The organism is Campylobacter sp. IFREMER_LSEM_CL2127 (assembly GCF_025771745.1).
GTDB lineage: Bacteria > Campylobacterota > Campylobacteria > Campylobacterales > Campylobacteraceae > Campylobacter_D.
Genome location: NZ_JAKMQV010000014.1, coordinates 1 through 19,696, shown reverse-complemented (window position 1 = coordinate 19,696; position 19,696 = coordinate 1). Strand labels below are relative to the sequence as shown.

Sequence of the window (19,696 nt, the reverse complement as noted above, 5' to 3'; positions counted from 1 at the left end):
CTAAAACTCCTTATTAAGTAAACTCTAAAGACATTAAGCTTAAAGCTTTAGTTTATTGCTTTAATGCTTTTAAGCTTAATGTGTGTTAAGCAAGCTCTGGGGAGGGAAATTGGCGATATGTTATAATAATATAAAAAATATTAGAGGTGTTTATGTTAGATAAAATAATATATTATTATTACAACAATAATTATTACAAATGTCTAGAATATAGTGAAGCGTATTTAGAACAAGATCCTAAAAATGCTTTAGAGTATGCTATGATGGCTTCTTTTAAAATAGGAGATTATGCTAAAACTTTACATTATGCAAAACAAATTTTTAATTTATATCCTACAAGTTTTTATGGGCTAATGCTTGCAAAAGCATTTTTGTCTAATGGAAACTTTAATGATGGCATTAGATTGCTTAAAGAACTTTTACAAAGGCAATGTTTTTTAAAAGATGAGCTTAGTTTAGAACTTGCTTTTGCTTATCAAAATACAGGAAGCATAGAAGAGGCAGAAAAACTGTATAAGCTTACTTTAGAAAAAGATATGTATAATCTTGATTTGTGGAAAAATTACGCTGAGCTTTATTTTAAAACAAATTTCCAAAAGGCACTTGAAGCACATAATGAACTTTGTGATTTTACACAAATTATGATAGCAAAATTACAAAGTGGAGAGTTAGTAGAAAAAAATTTTACAAATAGTATTAATTTACAAGATAGATTACAAGAGAAAACCCAAGAAAACTTGACTATAGTTAAAATTTATGAGTATTTAAATACGCAAATTTTACCGCAAAAGGCGTATTTGCTTTTTAAACTTTTAAGATTAGAAGAATCTCTAGAATTATTTGCAAGTTTGTGTGAGTACAATCAAAATAATGCTCAGTTTTGGCAAAACTATGCAAAAGCATTAGAGTTAAGCGCTAATTACCAAGGTGCTTATAATGCGTATCAAAAAGCTTTGAGTTTACATCCGCACGCAACCTATCAGTTTGATTTGGCGTATTTATTAATGCGTATGGGTGAAAGTGATAATTTTGAAGAAGGCAAAAGAGTATATGAAAGTAGACTTTTTTATGCCCATAATGAAACATTTTCGCCATATCATTATAATAAAACTATACAAGCTTTTAACAAAGAAGGTGTGCAGGCTTTTAAAGATAAAGAAATTTTAGTTTTTTGTGAGCAAGGTTTTGGTGATACTTTTATGTATGCTAGATGTTTGGAAAAACTTTGTCAAATTGCCTCTAAAGTTTTATTTGCTCCGCAAAGTGCTATGTATGAAATATTTAAAAACCAACTCAAAGAGTTTAATAAGCAAAATAAAATTTTTTCTAATTTGAAAATTTTAAAAGATTTTCCGAGTGAATTTGATTATGCTATGCCAATTTGCTCTTTGCCTTTACTTTGTGATATTAAATTAGATGAAATTCCTAAGTTAAAAACACCTATCATAGCTCTAGAAAAACCAAATAACAAAATTAAAAAAATAGGAATTTTTTGGTTTACACCTAATGCTATGAATACTGATTTATTAAGAAATGTGGATTTTGCATTTTTGTTTAATGCTTTAAAAGATTTAGACTGTGAAATAATATCTTTTCAAGTAGATGGAATGCAAGGAGTTAATCTACCTAATGAAGTTGAAAATAGGGGAGTGAAACTAAAAAATTGGAACGATACTTTAGATAATTTAAAAGATATTGATTGTATGGTAAGTATAGACAGTGCTATAGCACATTTAGCCTTAGCTTTAGATATACCTACAATAGTACTTTTAGCGCCTAGATTTGATTGGCGTTGGGGTAAATTTGAAAATCCTAAAAGTTATTTTTGGCCTAAAGCAAATTTACTTACTTTTTCTAATGAAGAGAATACAAAGGATAGGCTGCAAAAAACAATCAAAAGATTAATTTGTGTTTGATAATAAAATTTTTATAAAGCATCTTTTAAGATAGATGTTTTATAAATCAGATAATTTTTGTATTATTTTAAATATTTTATAAATTATTTTTAATATTATTGTAAATATTTAAAATTTATTGTATAATTTTGCTCATTTTTTTGTGTTTATTTTATTGCTTAATTATATAGATATTATAGAAAAGGATTTTTGTGATTAAATGGGCAAAAGAATACAGCGTACATAATAAAATCATTGATGAGCAACATAAAGCTTTATTTGATATAGCCAAAAAGGCTTATCTTATAGCAGAAAACCATGCAAGTGTTGGTGAAATAAAGAGTGTTTTGATTGAATTATTTGAGTATGTTAAAACACATTTTAAAGATGAAGAAGCTTATATGGAAAGTATTGCTTATCCTGACTTAGAGTATCATAAAAAAATACATCAAGAAATCACCTCCTCGTTGATTTCTTTGGTAAAAAATATCAAAACTGTAAATGATTTTAAAGAAAAACTTAATATTATCACAGAAAAATGGCTTTTAGAGCATATCTTAAAAGAAGATATGAAATACCACAAATACGAAAAACAAAAACAGCTTCAAATGAAAGAAAATTCATTTGAAGTAGATGTTTCAACTGAAAGTATTTTTGAAGAGATTGTACCAGAACATATTATTTATGTTTGTGATTGTGTAAATGAGAGGCATAAAATTCCTCATCGAGTTCATTTGCAAATTCTTGATGGCGCAAAATATAACTGCAAAGTTTGTAAAAAAATAATTCGTATTGCTTAGGATTGTTTATGGAGGCGCTTCCAGTATGGAATGAAAAATATAGCATTGAAAATACGGATATTGATTTACAGCATCAGGCTCTTTTTGATTTAGCAGAAAAAACAGCTAGTTTATTAAATAGGCATATTTATAAAATTGAAGTTAAAGAGTTGTTGGGTAATTTTTTTGATTATATGAAAACACATTTTAAAGATGAAGAAGAATATATGTACTCTATAAATTATCCATATCTATCAGAGCACAAGGCAATGCATAAAAAAATCGTTAAAGATATGAGCGCATTACTTAGTGAATGCAATAGTACAAATGATCTTAAAGAAAAACTTTATAAAATAGTTTCTATTTGGCTAGTAGAGCATATTGCAGAACATGATATGATGATTAATAAATACAAAAAAAGTTTAGACAAAGAAGAATTAGAGCTAACAAAAGAGCAAGAAAAAGATAATAAATTTGAATATGTTTGTGGTTGCAAGGATATGATTCACAAGCTTGATTATGGATTGCATGTAAAAATTAAATATTTAAATATAGCTTATAAGTGTAAAAAATGTTCCAAAGAATTAAATTTTAATTCTTTGGAAGAAAAGTAGGTTGATGATTTTATACCAAGATAATAATATAAAATTTTTAAACTAGAATATAAAATTATCAAGATTATTTTTAATTTTAAGTTATTTGAATCATTTAAAATGCTTTTTGGAGATATATTATTATTACATAAAACAGCAAAATATAAGATAATTGTGTCTGTGCGGTAAAATTATATGAAAATATAGTTTAATAAAATTTGCAAGCTAAAACAGCTTGCAATTTGAATTAAACATTAAATCTAAAATGCATTACATCGCCATCTTGTACGATATAATCTTTTCCTTCAAGGCGTAGTTTTCCTGCTTCTTTCGCACCACTTTCACCTTTACAAGCGATATAATCTTCATAAGAAATCACTTCAGCTTTGATAAAACCTTTTTCAAAGTCGTTGTGGATTACACTTGCTGCTTTTGGTGCTTTCCAGCCTCTTTGTATAGTCCATGATCTAACTTCTATTTGACCTGCTGTAAAATAGCTAATTAGATTAAGCTTTGAAAATGCTGTGCGTATAACTACTTCAAGCCCACTACGTTCAATCCCTAAAGATTTTAAAAACTCAAAATGCTCCTCATCGCTTAAAGCTATCATTTCCTCTTCTATTTTAGAGCAAAGTTTGATAACCTCATGCCCTGATTTTGCTGCAAATTCTTTGAGGTTTTTTACAAATTCATTATCTTCTAAAAGGGAATTCTCATCTACATTTGCTCCATATATTACTTCCTTAGCTGAAAGCAATCTTAGTTCTTTTATAAGAGCATGATAGACTTCATTTTTATTTGGAAATGAGCTTGCACTATTGTTTTGATTTAAATGTTCTAAAAGCTCATTAGCTAAAGCCAAACTTTCTTTTGCACCTTTTTCGTTGGCCTTTGCACCTTTGGTGAGTTTTTCTATTTTTTTACTAAGTTGTTCTATATCTGCTAGTATAAGTTCTGTTTCTATGATTTGCACATCACGCACAGGATCAACACTGCCCGCAACATGGGTGATATTTTCATCATCAAAACAACGCACAATATGTAAAATCATCTCTGTTTCACGTATGTTAGATAAAAATTTATTACCCAAACCCTCGCCTTTGCTAGCGCCAGCTACTAAACCTGCTATATCAACAAATTCTATATTTGAGCGTATGATTTTTTGTGGATTGACAATCTTTGCTAGCTCTTTTAAGCGATGATCAGGTACAGGTACGACTGCTTTGTTTGGCTCTATGGTGCAAAATGGATAATTTGCGCTTTCTGCATTTTGTGCTCTTGTTAGTGCATTAAAAGTGGTAGATTTTCCGACATTTGGAAGTCCTACTATACCAACTGATAAACTCATTTTTATTTCCTTGAAAGATAAAGTAAATATGAAAGGCACATTCTAACACCTGCTCCACTTGCACCAAAGCTATGATAACCCCAAGCTTTTTCTAAGTAAGCTGGCCCTGCGATGTCTAAATGTAGCCATTTGTCTTTGTATTCTTCTCTAATGAAAGAATTTAAAAATAACCCCGCTGTAATAGCCCCGCCATAACGACTTGAAGAGGTATTACTTACATCTGCTATATTTGATTTTATAAGCTCTTTTAAGTGTGGGTTAAAATGTAAAATAGTAGCTAAATCTCCACTTTTTTTACTTACTTTGAAAAAATCATTTTGTAAATCTTCATTATTTCCCATGATAGCACTTGTGTATTCTCCAAGTCCCACTACGCAAGCTCCAGTTAGAGTGGCAAGATCTATTAATAAATCAGGTTTTAGATCTTGAGCAAGCGAAAGACAATCTGCTAAAACTAATCTTCCTTCTGCGTCGGTATTTCTAACCTCTATACTCACACCTTCTCTTGAGATGAGTACATCATCAGGCTTGTAAGCATTTCCACCTATCATGTTTTCAGTTGCACCGATGATAGAATGCACTTCTATATCAAGGTTTAACTCACTTGCGCCTTTGATAATAGCCATTGCCGCTGCACCGCCGCTTTTGTCTGATTTCATCGTTAGCATATAATCAGCAGGTTTTAAACTAAGCCCACCACTATCATAAGTTAGTCCTTTGCCTACAAACACTACTTTCATTTTTGGATTTTGCGGTTTATATGAAAGATGAATAAGTTTTGGAGGATGGATTGAAGCACGATTTACCGCTAAAAATGCTTGCATTTTTTCTTGCTCTAAGAAATCACTCTCATAGATTTTACATGAAATCTTGCAATCATTTTGACTTAAGCTAAGAGCATCCTCAGCCATTTTTGCAGGAGTATAAATTTGAGGAATTTCATTTACGATATTTTTTGCAAAATCACAAGCATTTGAAAAAACCTGACCATAGTTTATACCTACGCAAGCTTCTTCTAGGTTATATGCTTTGTCATTAATTTCATCTTTTGAGATGAAAATATTCTCTAACTTGCTCTGTGTTTTTTCTTTTTTATATTTATCAAACTCATAAGCACCAAAAGTAAATCCTTGAATCATAGCATTAAAGCTATTTACTACGCATTTTCCTACAACACTCTTTGTTTTAACACTTTGAATTTCAAGTTTTTTTAAAGCTTTATAAGCATTTGCAAAAGCAAGTCTTATATCTTCATATTCTAAACTTTTAAGTTCGCTATAAAGAATTTTATTTTGCATATCTATGCAAATTCCTTCGCCTTTATAGTTTGAAAGCTTAAAAAGTTCTTGACTTTGAGTGTATTTTTCTATCTTTTTATCTTGTATTAAAATGATTTCAAAGTCAGCATTTATAGAATTTATAGTTTCTTCTTTAAAATTAAAAATCATTTATGCTCCCTTTTTCTAAGTATTGATTTTTCTATTTGTTTCATACCTAAAAATAAAGCAAGTAAAAAACAAGCAATAATAGGCACTGCAAAATACCAGTGATCTCCAGCCCATTCCACTGCAAGCCAAATTTGTTTTCCAAAAAACCATGCAAGTAAAATGGTTATGGCAGCCCAAGCCCAAGCACTAATAAGATTAATAAATGCAAATTTTTTCGCACTATAGCGTGTTAGTCCTATGCTCATAGGTATAATAGTTCTAAAGCCATACATATATCTTTGTATGAATATAATAGGCCAACCAAAACGCTGCAAGAGTAAATGTGCTATGGCAAATTTACGCCTTTGGGTACGAAGTTTTTTCTGAATGTATTTTTTATTATATCTTCCTATATAAAAGTATATTTGATCACCTACAAAACCACCCAAACCTGCTACAAAGATGATAAGTCCTAAATTTACATGACCTTCATGTGCAAAAATACCTGCTAAAATAAGCGCAAGTTCTCCCTCAAGTATGCACCATAAAAACACGATGATATAAGCCCAGTTTTTATAATCATACAAAAGTTGTTTTAAAAATTCTTCCATTTTATACCTCTAAAACACTATAAACAGAAGTTAATTTAGCTAATTCTTTAGCTCCATCAAGACCTTTTAATTCTAGTAAAAAACAAGCTTCAACGCATTTTGCATTGAGTTTTTCTATGAGTTTAACAGCAGCGATAGCTGTGCCACCTGTGGCGATGAGATCATCTATAAGTAAAACGTTTGCTTTTTGATTATTAAATGCATCGATATGAATTTCTATGGTATCACTACCATATTCTAAGCTATAAGATTCTTGCAAGCATTTTGAAGGTAATTTACCTGGTTTTCTAATAGGCACAAAAGGTAGTTTTAATCTAGCGCTTAGCGCAGCTCCAAAAATAAAACCTCTACTTTCTATACCAACGATATAATCAAGTTTTGCATTTTGGTATTTTTCAACTAAATGATCCATTAAAAATGCAAATGCTTCTTTATTATTTAATAAAGTAGTGATATCTCTAAAGATAATTCCTTCTTTTGGAAAATCCTTAATAGCTCTAATGCTATCTAATAAGTATTTTTTATCTTGTTCTTTCATCATAGTAATGCCTCGATTTTTGCTTCTAATTCTTTGATTCTTTGTCTTAACTTTTCATTTTCGATACGATATTGTGAATTTCTTGTTCTAAGAGAGGTTAGGTCTGCTTTGCTTTTGTTTAATTCCTCAGTTAAAATATCAATATTACCCAAGCTTCTTTGAAGCTGTACTTGTAATTTTCTAATGACTATTTCAGTATCATCAAGATTATTTTTTATGAATTCTTTTGCTACTTTTTCTTTATGAAGTAAGGTTTTATAATAAAGCAACATAATAGTCATATAAATACTAACACAAATTAATACAGTTAATACAAGCCAACTTAAAATCATAATTTTGCCTCTATTTTACTAATTCGCGCACAATGTCTTCCACCGCTAAAAGAAGTATTAATGAAATTTGAGATGATTTCAAAAGCCATATCTACTCCGGTTAGTCTAGCTCCTAAGGCTAAAACATTTGCATCGTTATGTTCTCTTGAGAGTCTAGCGCTTAAAGGTTCATTACACAAAGCACAGCGTATGTTTGTATGGCGATTTGCTGCTATACTCATACCAATACCTGATCCACACACTAAAATTCCAAAACTATTTTCGTCAATTTTAGAGCTTAACAAATGTGCATAATCAGGATAATCACAACGATCATTACTAAAAGGACCTAAGTCTTCAAAGCTTATATTTTTTTCTTGTAAAAAATTGATAATTTCTTGCTTTAAAATAAAGCCAGCATGATCACTTGCTATGTAAATTTTTTCTCTTAACATTTAATAATCACTTATCATTTGAAATTTAAAGTATTAATTTTATCATATTTAATTAAAATTTTTCTTTCTTGTATATAATTATTTTTTAATATTTTCAAATATTTATTTGATATAATAATACTAAACTTAAGGTAAAAAATGAAGCTTGTTTTGATTGGTTCTTCAACGGGTGGTCCAAGTCAACTAAAGTTTTTACTAAATGATATAGAACTTAAAGATTGTGCGGTAGTGATTGCTCAACATATGAACCCAGCTTTTATTCCTTCTTTTGTAAATCAATTTAACAAAGAAGCAAAAAGTGATGTGATTGTACCAAACGACAAAGAAGTTTTAAAAAATAAAATTTATATTTGTCAAAGAAATATGGTTTTAAGTGGAAATAACACTTTAGTATTAAACACTACAGAACAAATAAGTAGCTTTAATCCAGGGATAGATGTTTTGTTTCATTCGGCTGTAAATCTTTGCAAATATCATAAAATTTTAGCCTTGATCATGACAGGAATGGGTGATGATGGTGCTAAATCTTTATTTGAGCTTTATAAGGTTGGTGTGAGGTGTTTATGTGAAAATGAGGCAGATTCTATAGTATATGGAATGCCAAAAAAAGCTAGAGATACTAATCCAAATTTAAAACCTATGAGTTTAATAGAACTCAAAAAAGAAATAATAAATTTTATCAAATCATAGGATGGAAAGATGATAAAAATTACAGAAAATGAAATGAATGATTTTATAAAAATAGTAGAGCAAATAAGTGGAAACAATCTTAATACTAAAAAAGATATTTTATCTATAAAGCTACCTAAATTTTTACAAGAATTAGGTTTAAGTAATCTTAGTGAATTAAATGAAAAAGTGCAGTTTCAAAGAAATTTAAAGCAAGAAACTATGGATTTTATTACAGTTTGTGAGACATATTTTTTTAGAGAATTAGAACAATTAAAAGATGTAATTTTTTATATAAAATCTCTTGATCGACCTGTAAATGTGCTTTGTGCTCCATGTTCAAGTGGTGAAGAAGTGTATTCTTTAGCTATTTTAGCAAGTGAGAATTTTGTTAAAGGTATGAATATAGTTGGTATAGATATTAATAAAAAAATGATAGATAAATGCAATGAAATGTTATATTCAGAGCGCTCAGTAGCTAGATTAAACACTATGCAAAAAACGCGTTATTTTGATGTAAAAGATAGAATGTATCAGCTTAAAAAAGAAACTTTAGCTTGTAGGTGTCGTTTTGAGCTTTGTAATGTTTTTGATGATTCTTTATTTAAACTTGGGAAATTTGATGTGATTTTTTCAAGAAATATGATGATTTATTTTGATCAAGATTTCAAAATAAGATTAATGGAGCGTTTCCATAGGATATTAAATAGAGAAGGTAGAATATACCCAGGAAAATCAGATCTTGTACCTGAAACAGCGTATTTTGAAAAAAACTTTTCAGCGGGTGGGGTTTATTATTCTAAGGTGGATTAATTATATTTTTTATTAAACCACCACCAATAAATCGCCGCAAAGATAAAACATACTCCTAAGCCAAAAGTAAAATGGCTTAATTTTACTCCATAAAATTCAAATAAATATCCTGTTGAAAAAGCAATAATTGCACTAAAAGTTAAATACACCATATCATTATAGGCAATCACTCTACCATAATATCTTTTATCACAATCATTTTGCAAAAGTGTGTAAGTATAGCTCCATAAAGATGAAGTACAAAAACCTGCCATTACTAAGCCTATAAAGGCAAGATAAAAGTTAAATTGCAAGCAAGCCCAAAGCATTATACCTATACCTTGCGCTAAGTATAAATATACTAAAGTGTTTTTATTAATATAAGGACTAAGCACATAAGGTCCTATGAGTAAAGATATGGCTCTTATAGCATTAGAAAGCCCTATGGCTAGAGGTATGGAAATAACTTTTGCGTATTCATATTCGGCTAAAAGAGTGATTAAAACATCATAAGCGGTTATCCCTACAACTCCATGAAGTAAAATCAAATGAATGATTTTTTTATTGTTAAATACATAAACTAAACCTTCTTTGATTAATATAAAAAGATTGTTTTGTGTGGTATTTTTTTCATCGGGTAAGATTAAAGTTTTAAGTATAAGCATGGCACAAAACAGCATTAAAGTATCAGCTATGAAAGCTGGTTTTACTCCAAAAAGATCTATAAAAAGTCCTGCTGCGCCCATACCCAAAGCATATGATACAGCCCATATAATACTATGAAGCTCATTGCCTAGTTTTAATTCTTGCGGGGTTAAAATTTTAGGTAAAACTGACATTTCTGTTTGAAAATACATGCTTGCAACCGCCATACGCACAAAGGTTAAAAAGTACAAAAACCAAAGCATAGCTAAAGAATTTACAAAAATTAGCATAAAAATAGAAATCATCTCAATGCTAATCATTGTCAGTAATAAATTTTTAGGTTTAAATCTATCTACTATAACTCCGTTTATAGGTGCAAGTATAATAGAAGGTAAAAAAACAAAAATAGCTGAAAAGCCTATGATATTTGCAGGTGCTTGTAGCTCTTTGGTTAAGAGGGTAAAAACACCTACTTGGGAAAACCATGCACCAAAATAACTTATAAATTGTACCATTGCTAAAAGGCGAAAAGTTTTATTATTTTTAAGTAAAGACCTATAAGTCATGAGTATCCTATGAATATATGAAATTAAAGGGCTTGATTATATCGTTTTTAAGATTATTTTACATTTAAATGCTATAATAATTCTTTTTTATAAAAAAGGTTAATAATGAATAGATTAAGTAAAAAAGAAGCATTAAATTTACTCCAAAATGCACCTTTATACGAATTAGGTGCAATGGCTTATGAGAAAAAATTAGAGCTTCACCCTGAAAAAATAACTACTTTTGTGGTGGATAGAAATATAAATTATACAAATATTTGCTGTATTGATTGTGATTTTTGTGCTTTTTGTAGAAAAGAAAAAGATGATGATTCTTATATTTTAAAATACGAAGAAATAGGGCAAAAAATAGAAGAATTACAAGCCATAGGTGGAACGCAAATTTTATTTCAAGGTGGGGTGCATCCAAAACTTAAAATAGAATGGTATGAAGACTTGCTTTCTTATATAAAAACTAATTATCCAACCATCACTGTGCATGGTTTTTCAGCAGTAGAGATAGCTTATATAGCAAGAGTTTCTAAAATTTCTATCGAAGAGGTTTTAAAAAGATTACAAGCTAAAGGACTTTTTTCTATACCTGGAGCGGGTGCTGAAGTATTAAGCGATAGGGTAAGAGATATCATCGCACCACATAAATGCGACACAGCTACTTGGCTTAGGGTGCATGAGAGTGCGCATAATATAGGTATGAAAAGTACTGCTACTATGATGTTTGGTACGGTTGAAAATGATGAGGAAATTATCGAACATTTTGATCATTTAAGAAATTTACAAGATAAAACAAATGGTTTTAGAGCTTTTATTTTATGGTCATTTCAAAGCGAAAATACTCCTTTGATTAAAAAACATCCTGAAATCATCAAACAAAGTTCTAATAGATATTTAAGATTACTAGCTTTGGCAAGATTATATTTGGATAATTTTAAAAATTTACAAAGTTCATGGGTAACGCAAGGCTCTTTGATAGGCCAACTTGCTTTAAAATTTGGTGCAAATGATTTAGGTTCAACCATGATGGAGGAAAATGTCGTAGCCGCAGCTGGTGCAAAATATAGAATGAATCAAGAGCAAATGATAGAACTTATCAAAGATATAGGAGAATTACCTGCTAAACGTGACACAGCTTATAATATTTTAGAAAGGTTTTAATGCTAAATTTAGACTTTAATAATACTAAAATAGACATAATATATGAGTATGAAAACGAGCTTCCTGTGGTATTTTTTAAGCTCATTTTTAAAAATAGTGGAAAAATAGCAGAAAAACACAATAGGGGTTGTGCAAGTATGTTTGCTAGGCTTTTAAATGAAGGAAGTAATGATGAGTTTTTTAAAAGCTTAGAATACCGTGCTATAGAGCTTTATGCTAAGGCTAGTTTTGAGCATTTTCAAATTAGTATTAAATGCTTGAAAGAACATTTTGATTTTGCTTTAGAAAAATTACAAGAATTGTTTTTAAATGTGCGTTTTGATGAAAAAATCTTACAAAGATTAAAAACTTTAGCTTTGGGTGAGCTTGCAAGTTTAAATACTGATTATGATTATCAAGCAAAAAGACTTTTAAATAAGAATGTTTTCAAAGATGAAATTTTTGCTAGTGGTCTTGATGGGACTAAAGAAAGCATAGAAAAGATTAGTTTGAAAGAATTACAAGATTTTATGAGTGAAAATTTAGTACTTGATAATGCTTTATTTGTTTTTGGTGGAGATATTAAAGAAGATGAAGCAAAGATTAAAGCAGAAAAAATTTGCCAAATTTTAAAAAGAAATACCCCAAATCAAAACAAAAGTTACAAACTCATTGATGAGAATATAGAAGTAAGTGAGCAAAAAAGTACTGAGCAAGCTTATATATACTTTTGCTCCCCATTTAATATGCAAATTAATGATGAGAAAATGTATTTAGCTAAACTTGCTTTATTTATCTTGGGTCAAGGTGGTTTTGGTTCGCGTTTGATGGAGGAAGTGCGTGTAAAAAGAGGCTTGGCGTATTCAGCATATGCTATGCTTGATGTAAATTTAAATTATAGTAGAGTTTTTGGGTATTTGCAAACTAAAAATGAAAGTTCTAATGAGGCTAAAACTTTAGTTAAAGAAGTTTTTGAAAACTTTGTTCAAAATGGAGTCAATGAAAAAGAATTTCAACTAGCTAAGCAATTTTTAGTAGGCTCTATGCCTTTAAGGTATGAAAGCTTGGCTAAAAGACTAGATATAATGCTAAATGAATATTTACATGGTTTAAAACTTGGAAATTTAAAAGAAGAAATGCAAAAGATCAAAAACACTACCTTAGATGAACTAAATGACTTTATTAAAGCTCATAGTGAAATTACTAAAGTGAGTTTTGCAAGTATAGAAAATGAAAGTTGAAGAAAAGGATTTAAAACTACTTCATGCTTTAGGGGTTAAAAATTGTATCGATTTGGCTTTGATTTTGCCTAAAAAATTTGATGATTTTAGAATTTCAAAGTTTCCAAAAGATACATTTTGCACTCAAAATGTAAAAATTATCAGCACGCAAAATCATCACTCCCAGCTTTTTATGCTTTGTGAATGTTTAGAATGGGGTATAAAAGCAAATATAGTAATTTTTCATCCTAATAAATGGCATTTCAAAATTTTTAAGCATAATGCTTTGGTTTATATCCATGCAAAGATGAATTTTTTTAATGGAATTTGGCAGTTTATAAACCCAAAAATAGTAACAAATATAGGTCAAATAGTCCCTAAATACCAAATTAGCTCTATTAAAGATGAAAGTATAAAAAAACTTATCTTAAAATACGTCAACGAAGCTAATTTAAAAGCGCTAAATTTAGAACAAAAATACATTAATTTACTTTTGAATTTACACAATTATGATGATTTAATTCTTTATGAAAATTTTAATGCCATAGTTAAAGATTTAAAATATATAGAAATTTTTAATCATTTAAGGCGTTTAAAGGGCAAAAAAATATCACAAAATGCTTATGAAATAGAACTTTTTGATATAAGCTCTTGGCTTAAAGGTTTAGAATTTAGCCCTACAAATGATCAGCTTTTAGCAATAGAAGATATTAAAAAAGATTTGCAAAATAAAGTTGCTAAAAGGCGTGTGGTAATGGGCGATGTGGGTTGTGGTAAGACTTTGGTTATACTTGCTGCAAGTTTGCTTGTATATCCTAAAAAGGCTATTTTAATGGCTCCAACTAGTATATTAGCAGAGCAAATTTATCATGAAGCAAAAAGACTTTTGCCTGATTTTGTTAATGTATTGCTTTTAAAAGGTGGTAAAAAAGATAAAGATTTAGCAAAATTAAAAGAACAAGCCCATTTTATCATAGGCACACATGCGCTCATTCATCAAGAAGAATTTGAAGCAGTTTTGGTGATGATAGATGAGCAACACCGTTTTGGTTCTAATCAAAGACAAAAAATAAGTGAGCTTAGTAAAAACTCTCAATATGCTCCACATATCGTGCAATTTTCTGCTACACCTATACCAAGAACACTTTCTATGATACAAAGTGAGCTTGTAAATTTTAGTTTTATTAAACAAATGCCTTTTAAAAAAGACATTAAAACTTTTTGCATACAAGATAAAGATTTTAAATATTTGCTTAAAAAAATCGACGATGAGCTAGCTAAAAATCATCAAGTAATCATCATTTATCCTTTGGTAAATGAAAGTGAAAATATAGATTATTTATCGCTAGAGCAAGCACAAGGATACTGGATAAACAAATACAAAAATGTTTATGTAACTCATGGAAAAGATAAAAATAAAGATCAAATTTTGCAAGAATTTAGAGAAAAAGGCACGATTTTGCTTTCTACAACGGTGGTTGAAGTGGGGATTTCTTTACCAAGACTAAGTGTGATTGTTATTGTTGGGGCTGAAAGACTTGGGCTTGCTACCTTACACCAGCTTCGAGGTAGAGTAGGCAGAGTAGGACTTGAGAGCTTTTGTTATTTATATACTAAGCAAAAAGAAATTCCAAGCCGTTTGCTTGAATTTGCTAAAACTTTAGATGGATTTAAAATAGCTGAGCTTGATTTAAAAAACAGACTAAGCGGGGATTTGCTAGATGGTAGAGTGCAACATGGCAATCATTTTAAATTTTTTGATTTTGCAGATGATGAAGAGCTAGTTTTAAAAGCAAAAGAAAGTATTAAAAATATGGAAAAAGAAAATGGATAAACACTTTGAAATTTTAATTTCTAAAGGCAAGAAAAAACATTTTAACAAAGGGAATATTTTATTTTTTCAAGGTGAAAAAGCAAATAAAATTTACATTTTACTAAGTGGAAAAGTACGTATATATAAGGTGAATACAAAAGGTTTTGAGCTAACACTTCACACTTTAACTCCGGTGAATTTTATAGCTGAGATGCCTGTGTTTGAGGGTATTAATTACCCAGCTAATGCAATTTGTGAGCAAGATTGTGAAATTTGTGTTTTTGATTTTGATGAATTTAAAAAATTATGCTTAGAAAATGGAGAATTTAGCTTTTTACTTTTGACTTCTTTAATCGGTAAAATTCGAATTTTAGAAAATTTCATCAGACAAAAATCTTTGGATTTAAAATCAAGACTAGTCAGCTTTTTACTAGAAAATGAAGAAAAATTACAAAATTTAAAGCAAAAAGAAATCGCTGTGATTTTAAATTTACCTCCAGAATCTTTGTCGCGTTTTTTAAAAGAATTAAAACAAAATGAGCTTATTTGCACAAATAAAGGTAAAATAGCAATTTTAAATAAAGAAAAAATGCAAAATTTAATTAAGTCTTTTTAAGTCTTATTTGTTACAATATTGTATTTAAAGTATGGAAGGTTTTATGGATTTTGATTTTTTAATCAAGTTTAGCCCTATGTTTATACAAGCTTCTTGGCTTACTTTAAAACTTGCTATTTATGGAGTATTTTTTTCATTTTTAGTAGGTTTATTTTGTGTGGGAGTAAGTTATTTTAAATTTTCTTTTTTAAATACAATCTGTAAAATTTACATAGAATTTTCAAGAAATACACCTTTATTAATCCAACTTTTCTTTTTATATTATGCTTTGCCTGAGTTTGGAATACACCTTAGTTCTTTTGCTTGTGCTGTGATAGGACTTAGTTTTTTAGGTGGTTCTTATATGGCTGAGAGCTTAAGAGCAGGTATGGAAGCGGTGAAAAAACAACAATATGAATCAGGACTTTCTTTGGGTTTGAGTAAATGGCAAAATTTTCGTTATGTAATCATACCTCAAGCTTTGGGTATAGCTATGCCAAGTATTAGCGCAAATATCATTTTTTTACTCAAAGAAACTTCTGTAGTAAGCATTATTGCTTTAGCGGATTTAGTATATGTGGCTAAAGATCTTATAGGACTTTATTATAAAAGTAATGAAGCATTATTTGCTTTGGTGCTTTGTTATTTGATTTTGATTTTACCTTTATCTTTAGTGTTAAACCGTATAGAAAAAAGGTTAAATTATGTTTGAAATTTTAAATCAAGATACCTTTTTTAGACTAGCACAAGGTTTAAAGGTTACTTTAGAGCTTTCATTGATTAGTGTTTTGATTTCACTTATTGGAGGAGTATTTTTTGGAATTTTAATGCATTCTAAAAATAAAATCCTTTATGCTTTTTGTCGTTTTATGCTTGAATTTGTACGTATTATGCCTTTGATTGTTTGGCTTTTTATAGTGCATTTTGGCTTGGCGAAATGGTTTGGATGGCATTTGAGTGCTTTGGGTTCAAGTATTATTGTTTTTAGTATTTGGGGTGTGTTTGAGATGATGGATTTGGTTAGATCGTCTTTAGCAAGCATACCAAAACACCAGTATGAATCAGGACTTTCACTAGGTTTTAATAAATTTGAAGTTTATCTTTTTATCATTATACCTTTATCTTTAAGAAGATTATTGCCAATGAGTATTAATCTTTTTACAAGAATTATTAAAAGCACTTCAGTGATTTATCTAATCGGTGGCATAGAGCTTATTAAAGTAGGCCAACAAGTGATTGAGCTAAATTTATTTCAAAATTCTTACGCGGCTTTTGTGATTTATGGTTTGATTTTATTGATTTATTTTATACTTTGCTATCCTTTGTCGGTATATTCAAAGTTTTTAGAGAAAAAATGGAGCTAATATGAGCATTTTAAAAATACAAAATTTACAAAAATACTATGATGATCATCATGTTTTAAAAGATATAAATTTAGAAGTAAATCAAAAAGAAGTAGTGGTTATACTAGGTCCAAGTGGTTGTGGGAAATCTACACTTTTAAGATGTATTAATGGTTTAGAAGAAATGGCTGATGGGGCTATTTTTGTAGATGATGAAAAAATTGATAAAAATTATAAAAAATGGACTCAAATTCGCCAAAAAATAGGTATGGTGTTTCAATCTTATGAGCTTTTTGATCATTTAAATGTGGAGCAAAATATACTCTTAGGGCCTTTAAAGGTGCAAAAAAGAAAAAAAGAAGAGGTTTTAGAAGAAGCAAAATACTGGCTTGATAGAGTAGGGCTTTTGCATAAATTAAAAGCCTATCCTAAAGAATTAAGTGGTGGACAAAAACAACGCATAGCCATAGTTAGAAGCCTTTGTATGAATCCTGAAATCATGCTTTTTGATGAAGTTACAGCAGCGCTTGATCCTGAAATCGTGCGTGAAGTTTTAGATGTGATTTTAAATTTAGCAAAAGATGGTATGACTATGCTTATAGTTACACATGAAATGGGTTTTGCAAGAGCAGTTGCTGATAAAATAGTTTTTATGGATGATGGGAAAATAGTAGAAATTTCAAAGCCTGATGAATTTTTTAAAAATCCAAAAACTGATCGTGCGAAGAAATTTCTCAATTTATTTGATTTTCATCGTTAATTTTATTTTAGAAAAGATTTGTTTAAAAAATTAATATAAGGTTTAAAAATTTAAATTTTAATCACAAGGAAAAAATATGAAAAAGATTTTTCTTTTATCGTTTTTAATGGCACTTTTTTTTAGCGCCTGCTCAAATTCAAGTTCTAATGAAAACTCTATAGAGAAAATCAAACAACAAGGTGTTATCCGCATAGGTGTGTTTGGTGATAAACCTCCATTTGGCTACCTAGATGCACAAGGAAAAAATCAAGGTTATGATGTATATTTTGCTAAACGTATAGCAAAAGAACTTTTGGGTGATGAGTCTAAAGTACAATTTGTTTTAGTTGAAGCAGCAAATAGGGTGGAGTTTTTAGAGTCAAATAAAGTAGATTTAATCTTAGCTAATTTTACCAAAACTCCAGAAAGAGAAGCTGTGGTGGATTTTGCATTGCCTTATATGAAAGTTGCTCTTGGGGTAGTGGCTCCTAAAGGATCAGATATCAAAACTATAGATGATTTAAAAAGCAAAACTTTGATTTTAAATAAAGGTACAACAGCTGATGCGTATTTTACAAAAAATATGCCAGAAATTAAAAGTGTTAAATTTGATCAAAACACAGAAACTTTTGCAGCCTTAATCGGTAAAAGAGGCGATGCGCTAAGCCATGATAATGCTTTACTTTTTGCTTGGGCTAAAGAAAATCCAAATTTTGAAGTGGTAATTAAAGAACTTGGAAATCATGATGTCATAGCTCCTGCTGTAAAAAAAGGCGATGAAGCTATGGTGAAATTTATCAATGATTTGACTATAAAATTACAAAATGAGCAGTTTTTTCATAAAGCTTATGATGAAACCTTAAAGCCATTTTTTAGTGATGATGTAAAAGCTGATGATGTAGTAATCGAAGGTGGCAAAAATTAATAATGCAAAAAGCCTTTAAAAATACCATCTATGCTTCTTTAGGTGGTATTTTAGAATTTTATGATTTTGTTTTATTTATCTTCTTTGCAAGTGTTTTTGCAAAAATTTTCTTTCCTCAAAATGATGATTTATGGCCATTAATCTATACCTATGTAGCTTTTGGAGCAGGATATTTAGCTAGACCTTTTGGTGCTGTTGTTTTAGCACATTTTGCAGATATTAAAGGGCGTAAAAATGTTTTTTATGTCAGTATGCTTTTAATGGTCGTGCCAAGTTTTGTTTTGGCCTTTTTACCTACTTATGAAAGCATAGGACTTTTTGCTACTTTTATGCTTTTTATTATACGGATAGCTCAAGGATTAGCCATAGGAGCTGAAGTTAGTGGTGCTTGGATTTTTGTGAGTGAATTTGTGAGTAAAAAAAGACTTGGCTTGGCACTTGGTTTTATTTCAGCGACTTTAACTTTAGGTTTATTACTTGGAAATTTAGCGACTTTAAGTATATATGCGTATTTTAATAAAGAAGAAGTAGAAAGCTTTGCTTGGAGAATTCCTTTTTTTATAGGGGGATTTTTTGGCATATTAGCTTTATTTTTGCGTACAAAGCTTAATGAAACGCCAGCTTTTAAAAACATAAAAGAAAAAGAAAAAATTTTAAATTTTCCACTTTTACAAGCTTTAAAAACACATAAAAAAAGTATGTTAATATGTGCTTTACTTACTGTGGTTTTAACAAGTGGGGTAGCTACTTTAATGATACTACCGCAATATTTTGAAAGCCTATTAGGAGTTAGTAAAACTACTGCTTTGTTATATCAAAATTTGGCCATAGTGATGATCATACTAGGAAGTTTAGTACAAGGGTATTTGGCTGATTTTTTAGGACATTTTAGAATTTGCTTGATTTTCACTTTGCTTTTTGGAGTTTTTGGTATAAGTTTTAGCTTTTATAATGAGTGGTTTTTATCATTTTATTTGCTTGCTTGTTTTGCGCAAGGCATTATAGCTTTTGCACCTATTTTTATGACTCAAATTTTTACTACAGAGTTAAGATCAAGTGGTCTTTCTTTTGCTTATAATGTTTCTTATGCGATTTTTGGTTTTTTAACACCCTTTGTTGTTAATTTTATGTATGCTGAATATTTGTGGTTATATATTATTTTCATAGTAATTGCTAGTACTTTAAGTGTATTCTTAACTCCCCAGAGCTTGCTTAACACACATTAAGCTTAAAAGCATTAAAGCAATAAACTAAAGCTTTAAGCTTAATGTCTTTAGAGTTTACTTAATAAGGAGTTTTAA

At 29.5% G+C, this 19,696-nt stretch carries 21 protein-coding genes; 14 read left to right on the top strand and 7 right to left on the bottom strand.

Features of this window, described 5'->3' with window-relative positions; genetic code table 11:
* Positions 1 to 152: 152 nt before the first annotated feature.
* The 3 genes from L8V77_RS07185 (at position 153) to L8V77_RS07175 (ending at position 3,288) form a co-directional block, all read left to right on the top strand.
* Positions 153 to 1,916, top strand: a complete 1,764-nt coding sequence (locus tag L8V77_RS07185; RefSeq protein ID WP_263707337.1) for a hypothetical protein — start codon at positions 153 to 155, stop codon at positions 1,914 to 1,916.
* Positions 1,917 to 2,107: 191 nt separating this feature from the next.
* Entirely contained in the window at positions 2,108 to 2,695 is a 588-nt protein-coding gene (locus L8V77_RS07180; protein WP_263707336.1) for a bacteriohemerythrin, read from the top strand.
* Between the two features lie 8 nt (positions 2,696 to 2,703).
* Positions 2,704 to 3,288 carry a hemerythrin family protein gene (locus L8V77_RS07175; RefSeq protein ID WP_263707335.1) on the top strand — a complete coding sequence of 195 codons (585 nt, stop codon included), beginning with the start codon at positions 2,704 to 2,706 and terminating at the stop codon, positions 3,286 to 3,288.
* A 226-nt stretch (positions 3,289 to 3,514) separates the two neighbouring features.
* Here the strand turns inward: L8V77_RS07175 and ychF are convergent, their stop codons facing one another.
* Genes ychF through rpiB form a run of 6 tightly spaced genes read right to left on the bottom strand, consistent with a single transcriptional unit; the run spans position 3,515 to position 7,957 of the window.
* Positions 3,515 to 4,615: a redox-regulated ATPase YchF gene (gene ychF, locus L8V77_RS07170; RefSeq protein WP_263679342.1), complete on the bottom strand. Its 1,101-nt coding sequence runs from the start codon at positions 4,613 to 4,615 to the stop codon at positions 3,515 to 3,517.
* Positions 4,616 to 4,617: 2 nt separating this feature from the next.
* Positions 4,618 to 6,063, bottom strand: coding sequence for a leucyl aminopeptidase (locus tag L8V77_RS07165; RefSeq protein ID WP_263707333.1), 1,446 nt, complete (start codon positions 6,061 to 6,063; stop codon positions 4,618 to 4,620).
* Entirely contained in the window at positions 6,060 to 6,653 is a 594-nt protein-coding gene (locus L8V77_RS07160) for a DedA family protein (protein ID WP_039668313.1), read from the bottom strand. The genes L8V77_RS07165 and L8V77_RS07160 overlap by 4 nt, the downstream gene beginning before the upstream one ends.
* A 1-nt stretch (position 6,654) precedes the next feature.
* A complete protein-coding gene (gene apt / locus L8V77_RS07155) occupies positions 6,655 to 7,191 on the bottom strand; it encodes an adenine phosphoribosyltransferase (protein WP_263683294.1) in 537 nt (178 codons plus the stop codon).
* Entirely contained in the window at positions 7,191 to 7,523 is a 333-nt protein-coding gene (locus L8V77_RS07150) for a hypothetical protein (RefSeq protein WP_039618138.1), read from the bottom strand. The genes apt and L8V77_RS07150 overlap by 1 nt, the downstream gene beginning before the upstream one ends.
* Positions 7,520 to 7,957, bottom strand: a complete 438-nt coding sequence (rpiB, locus tag L8V77_RS07145) for a ribose 5-phosphate isomerase B (protein WP_263707330.1) — start codon at positions 7,955 to 7,957, stop codon at positions 7,520 to 7,522. The genes L8V77_RS07150 and rpiB overlap by 4 nt, the downstream gene beginning before the upstream one ends.
* Before the next feature lie 138 nt (positions 7,958 to 8,095).
* Between rpiB and L8V77_RS07140 the strand changes: the two genes are divergently transcribed.
* Positions 8,096 to 8,647, top strand: a complete 552-nt coding sequence (locus tag L8V77_RS07140; protein ID WP_263664282.1) for a CheB methylesterase domain-containing protein — start codon at positions 8,096 to 8,098, stop codon at positions 8,645 to 8,647.
* 9 nt (positions 8,648 to 8,656) lie between these two features.
* Positions 8,657 to 9,439: a CheR family methyltransferase gene (locus tag L8V77_RS07135; protein WP_263707329.1), complete on the top strand. Its 783-nt coding sequence runs from the start codon at positions 8,657 to 8,659 to the stop codon at positions 9,437 to 9,439.
* Here L8V77_RS07135 and L8V77_RS07130 read toward each other — a convergent pair.
* Positions 9,436 to 10,629: an MFS transporter gene (locus L8V77_RS07130; protein ID WP_263683290.1), complete on the bottom strand. Its 1,194-nt coding sequence runs from the start codon at positions 10,627 to 10,629 to the stop codon at positions 9,436 to 9,438. The two genes, L8V77_RS07135 and L8V77_RS07130, sit on opposite strands and share 4 nt — an antisense overlap.
* Positions 10,630 to 10,734: 105 nt before the next feature.
* On the opposite strand from L8V77_RS07130, the gene L8V77_RS07125 reads away from it, so the two are divergent.
* The 9 genes from L8V77_RS07125 to L8V77_RS07085 all read left to right on the top strand — a co-directional run bounded on the left by L8V77_RS07125 (position 10,735) and on the right by L8V77_RS07085 (position 19,621).
* Positions 10,735 to 11,781: a dehypoxanthine futalosine cyclase gene (locus L8V77_RS07125; RefSeq protein ID WP_039618147.1), complete on the top strand. Its 1,047-nt coding sequence runs from the start codon at positions 10,735 to 10,737 to the stop codon at positions 11,779 to 11,781.
* The gene (locus tag L8V77_RS07120; RefSeq protein ID WP_263707328.1) at positions 11,781 to 13,001 is read left to right on the top strand and encodes a M16 family metallopeptidase; all 1,221 of its coding nucleotides are present in this window, start codon (positions 11,781 to 11,783) and stop codon (positions 12,999 to 13,001) included. Before L8V77_RS07125 ends, L8V77_RS07120 begins: the two co-directional genes overlap by 1 nt.
* Positions 12,991 to 14,814, top strand: coding sequence for an ATP-dependent DNA helicase RecG (gene recG / locus L8V77_RS07115; RefSeq protein WP_263707326.1), 1,824 nt, complete (start codon positions 12,991 to 12,993; stop codon positions 14,812 to 14,814). The genes L8V77_RS07120 and recG overlap by 11 nt, the downstream gene beginning before the upstream one ends.
* On the top strand, positions 14,807 to 15,409 hold the full coding sequence (locus L8V77_RS07110; protein ID WP_214127250.1) for a Crp/Fnr family transcriptional regulator: 603 nt from the start codon (positions 14,807 to 14,809) through the stop codon (positions 15,407 to 15,409). The genes recG and L8V77_RS07110 overlap by 8 nt, the downstream gene beginning before the upstream one ends.
* A 43-nt stretch (positions 15,410 to 15,452) precedes the next feature.
* Entirely contained in the window at positions 15,453 to 16,100 is a 648-nt protein-coding gene (locus tag L8V77_RS07105) for an amino acid ABC transporter permease (RefSeq protein WP_039641338.1), read from the top strand.
* Complete coding sequence (locus L8V77_RS07100) at positions 16,093 to 16,752, top strand: amino acid ABC transporter permease (RefSeq protein WP_039618154.1); 660 nt, start codon at positions 16,093 to 16,095, stop codon at positions 16,750 to 16,752. Before L8V77_RS07105 ends, L8V77_RS07100 begins: the two co-directional genes overlap by 8 nt.
* 1 nt (position 16,753) lies before the next feature.
* Positions 16,754 to 17,491, top strand: coding sequence for an amino acid ABC transporter ATP-binding protein (locus L8V77_RS07095; protein WP_263707323.1), 738 nt, complete (start codon positions 16,754 to 16,756; stop codon positions 17,489 to 17,491).
* Between the two features lie 106 nt (positions 17,492 to 17,597).
* Positions 17,598 to 18,395, top strand: coding sequence for a cysteine ABC transporter substrate-binding protein (locus L8V77_RS07090; protein WP_412175148.1), 798 nt, complete (start codon positions 17,598 to 17,600; stop codon positions 18,393 to 18,395).
* Between the two features lie 2 nt (positions 18,396 to 18,397).
* On the top strand, positions 18,398 to 19,621 hold the full coding sequence (locus L8V77_RS07085) for an MFS transporter (RefSeq protein ID WP_263707321.1): 1,224 nt from the start codon (positions 18,398 to 18,400) through the stop codon (positions 19,619 to 19,621).
* The last annotated feature ends 75 nt before the right edge of the window (positions 19,622 to 19,696 follow it).